4 protein-coding genes and 2 pseudogenes are annotated in these 4,204 nt (G+C 53.9%); 3 read left to right on the plus strand and 3 right to left on the minus strand.

What is annotated here, in order from left to right; genetic code table 11:
• Nucleotides 1–31: 31 nt before the first annotated feature.
• A complete protein-coding gene (locus RLO07_RS08515; RefSeq protein ID WP_462291717.1) occupies nucleotides 32–1,285 on the minus strand; it encodes an IS110 family RNA-guided transposase in 1,254 nt (417 codons plus the stop codon).
• 227 nt (nucleotides 1,286–1,512) lie between these two features.
• A complete protein-coding gene (locus tag RLO07_RS08520; protein ID WP_462291720.1) occupies nucleotides 1,513–1,641 on the minus strand; it encodes a hypothetical protein in 129 nt (42 codons plus the stop codon).
• A 110-nt stretch (nucleotides 1,642–1,751) separates the two neighbouring features.
• On the opposite strand from RLO07_RS08520, the gene RLO07_RS08525 reads away from it, so the two are divergent.
• Nucleotides 1,752–2,009: a hypothetical protein gene (locus RLO07_RS08525; RefSeq protein ID WP_462291718.1), complete on the plus strand. Its 258-nt coding sequence runs from the start codon at nucleotides 1,752–1,754 to the stop codon at nucleotides 2,007–2,009.
• Nucleotides 2,010–2,491: 482 nt separating this feature from the next.
• On the plus strand, nucleotides 2,492–2,875 hold the full coding sequence (locus tag RLO07_RS08530; protein WP_462291719.1) for a YciI family protein: 384 nt from the start codon (nucleotides 2,492–2,494) through the stop codon (nucleotides 2,873–2,875).
• Between the two features lie 32 nt (nucleotides 2,876–2,907).
• Here RLO07_RS08530 and RLO07_RS08535 read toward each other — a convergent pair.
• A pseudogene (locus tag RLO07_RS08535) lies at nucleotides 2,908–3,159 on the minus strand (ISNCY-like element ISMaq5 family transposase); the annotation flags it as partial.
• A 19-nt stretch (nucleotides 3,160–3,178) separates the two neighbouring features.
• Between RLO07_RS08535 and tnpC the strand changes: the two are divergent.
• Nucleotides 3,179–4,156: pseudogene (gene tnpC / locus RLO07_RS08540) on the plus strand (IS66 family transposase); the annotation flags it as partial.
• Between the last annotated feature and the right edge of the window lie 48 nt (nucleotides 4,157–4,204).

Genomic DNA, 4,204 nt, shown 5'->3' on the forward strand with positions numbered 1-4,204 from the left:
TTTCATTCCCTGAGGTGTTCAGTCAACGATTTCATGCCGCCGCAGCTACCAGTGGCGAGCCTCGCTTTTGAAGGGCCTTCAGGTACTTCGACTCGTCATACAGTGTCCGGGATTGCCAGCAACGGTAGAGTATTCGTAGCCATTTGAATGCCAACGCACGTACTGCGGCTTGATGGTTGCTTCCCTTGTTTCGCTGCTGCCGGTAAAACGCCTCTGCCCAGAAGGAGTAGCGGATACTGTGACCTGCCCACTCGACAATCGTCTGTCTTAGGAAGCGGGGGCACTGGGTTCGCCAGTGCACCCAACATTTCTGGCCGCTACGCTCTGTGACTGGCGCAATTCCGGTATACATCTGCAGCTCACCTGCACTCTGAAAACGCTCTCGCTCCTCCCCGAACGCCACGAGCAAGCGTGGTGCAAGTGACGCCCCGGCTCCCGGCAGACTCACAAATAATTCGTAGTCCGGGTGTTCAGATGCCAACTCCGATATTTTCTGCCCATACTGCTGTATGGCGGTCAGGATCAGCCGCAATTGCTCAGCAATGAGCTGTGCCTTGAGAGAAAATGGCTCGATCAATGCTTCATCCAACGTCAACGGCATCGCTTTGCGGATCCCTTTCAGACGACGCTGCTGAACATCCTGTCTGTACATATGGTGTTCGTAAAAGAACTTCTCCAAGGTGCTGGAGCGAGCACTTTGGGCCTTTCTCAATGTGGGCCAGCGCTTTATGAATTCACAGAATAGAATGGTGTCCAGTTTCTCAAACCACTCCAGCGACTGGGGGTAATACTGCTTCAAAGCCGCACACAGGCGGTTGGTAAGGCGGACTTTATCTGCCACCAATTGACGACGGTGCTCTACCAGTAAATGAAGCTGCCTGAGTCTTGCACTCTGGGTGGCGAGCGTCTGGAACCTGTCGGGATGGCGCAATACCAGGTCCAGGGCAAGTTCAGCATCTGAAGGATCATCCTTGGCTCCGCTCGGGTGCAGCAGCTTCCGATAACGGGCCAACGTACTCGGATTAACCGGCACCAGCTCCATAAAATCGTACTTCTGGAGCGCGTAAACAACAGGCCCTCGTGTCAGTTCCAGAATGACAGCAATTGGTCCACCAAACCGATTATGGAGGGACAGCGCCCACTCCTCGATTTTGTCGACCCTGTGCGGGATACATTCGAACTCCCGGTGTGAACTGTCAGCGGCCTGAATACAGATATCATGCTTGCTGTCAGCCCAGTCCAGTCCGACATATGCCTTGAAGTAGCCTTGGGTGATCGCGTTCATCGGCAACATCCTCCCAACCTGCTAAAGTGAATATCGGGACATGCATGCTTGAGTCTGCGAAAGTGATATAGGGGCCGGTGTGACGGCAGTCCCTGAGTGTTCGTCATAGGGCTCAAGCGCACCCGGAGGATCGAAGATGAAACGTTGATCGTCGAGCGATTCCGCGGAGACATTCGTAGCCTGCGGGTGCATGTCCCGCCTTTCCTGGCAGCTACCTGCCAGTTGATCTAGTAAAGACCAAAAAAGCGGGACTGAGTGACTATATCCGCGGAGATTTGTTTCAGGACCCAAGGTAGCAGCGCTTCGATGTCCTCCACGGTCTCGGCTTGCGGTAGCGCTGTGAAGACCTTGCGCAGATACTGATACGCCTATCTGCGCAAGGTCTACGAACAGCTGCCCCGGGCCGACACCGTTGAGGCCACTGAAGCGCTGCGACCCTGGCGAATCGACAGGACTTGATAGCATCATGAGCAAGGTATTCCCGTCACTACCCAACATCGAGTTCCTCGTCGACGACAACGGTGAAATCAGCATTGGCGCTGTGGCCTCGATACCCTGCGCCGCGATTGCTACAGATGAAGCTCGCTGCCTTGCCATGCTTGTACGCCGAGAGGGTGAAAGGCGTCGGCAGCTGCTGATACGGCTTGATCGCGCCATCGAAATCGCACTTGAGGACCAAGACCCGGTCGACGAAATCAACAATGGGGATGACGAGCGTCTCTGACGGCTCCGCATTGACAGGCAACCACCCCGTGGTTTGCTGAGCGCTTACAAACATACCAAAGCCAAGAGGATTTTTTTACCCTTCTCCAAATTTATTGCCTAAAATTCAGCTGCTTATTCGTTTCTGGATGGGCACTAACTATGGATGTGGGAGAGGAGTTCGGATCGATATGAGACTGTCACTTATTAATGTAACCCATTGCGAGCAACTTATGAGAGAATCGGTTGTTTATGTTGGTACTACCTGTCCAGATGATGGCTCGACCCTGCCAGACTGCAGGGGAATGTTGAGCTGACATGACATGAGGCAAGTAAACTGTACGATGAATAATTTACAAACATAGCGGAGTGACGCATATGAAATGCTTTTTATCAATCTTACGGCTCCGGCGTAAGTCCCTGGAAGGTCGGACCCAGCTCTTATTAGTATTAATGATGATAGCTGTTGGGAGTGCCAGTCTTAAGGCAGATGAGTTGTCCGTGATGACAGCAGAAGAAATCACGGCAGAAGCTGAGTATATGCTGCACAAGCAACTCTATGTGATTCTTACTGAAGTAGTCCCGGGTAGAGAAAATGAGATAATGGGCGCATTAGGCGAAAAGCATATGGAATTTCAGGTCGGTCTGGAAAAGAATGGCATTCTATTCGCAGCCGGACCCTTGATGAACCAGGATGAAAAAACATACGGTGGTGGCGGCTTGATCATCATACGTGCAGAAAATCTGGCGCAAGCAAATGACATTGCGGCTTCTGATCCTTTGCATGCTGCTGGTGTTAGAACGTATTCCATACAGCCGTGGTTAATGAATGAAGGCGGCTTTAGTATCTCGGTATCCTTTTCAGATATGAAATACACATTGGATTGAACCGTTAATTTATTATTTTTCAATTTTTTATTGGGATAAAGTTCATCCTTGGTCGCTTTTTTCGCGTTGAATATGCGAAACGCCAGTGACTTTGCCGCTTTGCGTTTATCGGTGAAGCGGACTTTCACGCTGGTCTCGGTTTTGCTTTTTACCAGCAGTCGACTGATTACACGAACGCCATCATTCAGCTACTGGCTGTCACTGGGCGGTGCGATATGGCTGGCCACCACGGTACTGTCGATGCGCAGCTTGTCCATTGAAGCCATACCCGTGTCCAGCAGGCTTTAACGCTTCTACCGTCAGGAGACCATTCTGCAGCGCATCGGCGTCGACATCCCCCGCGCCACGCTTGCGAACTGGATGATCAAGGCGGGTCAGCTGGTACAGCCGCTGATCAACCTGCTGCGGGACCAGCTGCTGGCCCATGATCTGATCCAGATGGACGAGACCACGGTGCAGGTGCTCAAGGAATCGGGCAAGGCTGCCCAGTCTAAATCGTATCTGTGGTTGCAGCGCGGCGGGCCGCCGGGTCATCCGGTGGTGTTGTATGACTACGATCCGGGTCGCGGCCAGGCCGTGCCACTGCGCCTGCTGGCGGGCTTCAAGGGTAATCTGCAGACGGACGGCTACAATGGGTACAACGCCGTGGTAGCAGCACAGCAGCTCACCCACATCGGCTGTATGGCTCACGCTCGTCGCCGGTTCAGTGAGGCGGTGAAGGCCCAGGGCAAGCGCGGGAAAACCGACAAGGCCCACCAGGGCCTGGCCTTTATCCAGAAGCTGTACCGGGTGGAAACGGAGGCTCGGCACCTGCAGCCGGAACAGCGCCGTGAGCTGCGGCAGGAGAGGTCTACCCCTGTCCTGCAACAGCTGCGGCAACGGCTGGACCAGAGCCTGTCACAGGTCCCGCCAGGGAGTGCCACGGGGAAGGCCTTGTGGTATCTGCACAACGAGTGGGACAAGCTGGTAGTCTACCTAGAGGACGGCCGGCTGGAGATCGACAACAACCTGGCAGAAAACGCGATCCGTCCCTTTGTGATTGGACGGAAAAATTGGATTTTTAGCGATTCGGTCAAGGGCGTCAAAGCCAGCGCGAACCTGTATTCCCTGGTGGAGTCGGCAAAGGCCAGCGGGCTGGAGCCGTATCAGTATCTGCGCAAGGTCTTCACAGCGCTACCGCAAGCCGAGACCGTGGAGGACATCGAAGCGCTGCTACCTTGGGCCCTGAAAAAAATCTCCGCGGATATAGTCACTCAGTCCCGCTTTTTTGGTCTTTACTAGATCAACTGGCAGGTAGCTGCCAGGAAAGGCGGGACATGCACCCGCAGG

This window comes from Haliea sp., from assembly GCF_040221975.1.
In the GTDB taxonomy this organism is placed as follows: Bacteria; Pseudomonadota; Gammaproteobacteria; order Pseudomonadales; family Halieaceae; genus Haliea.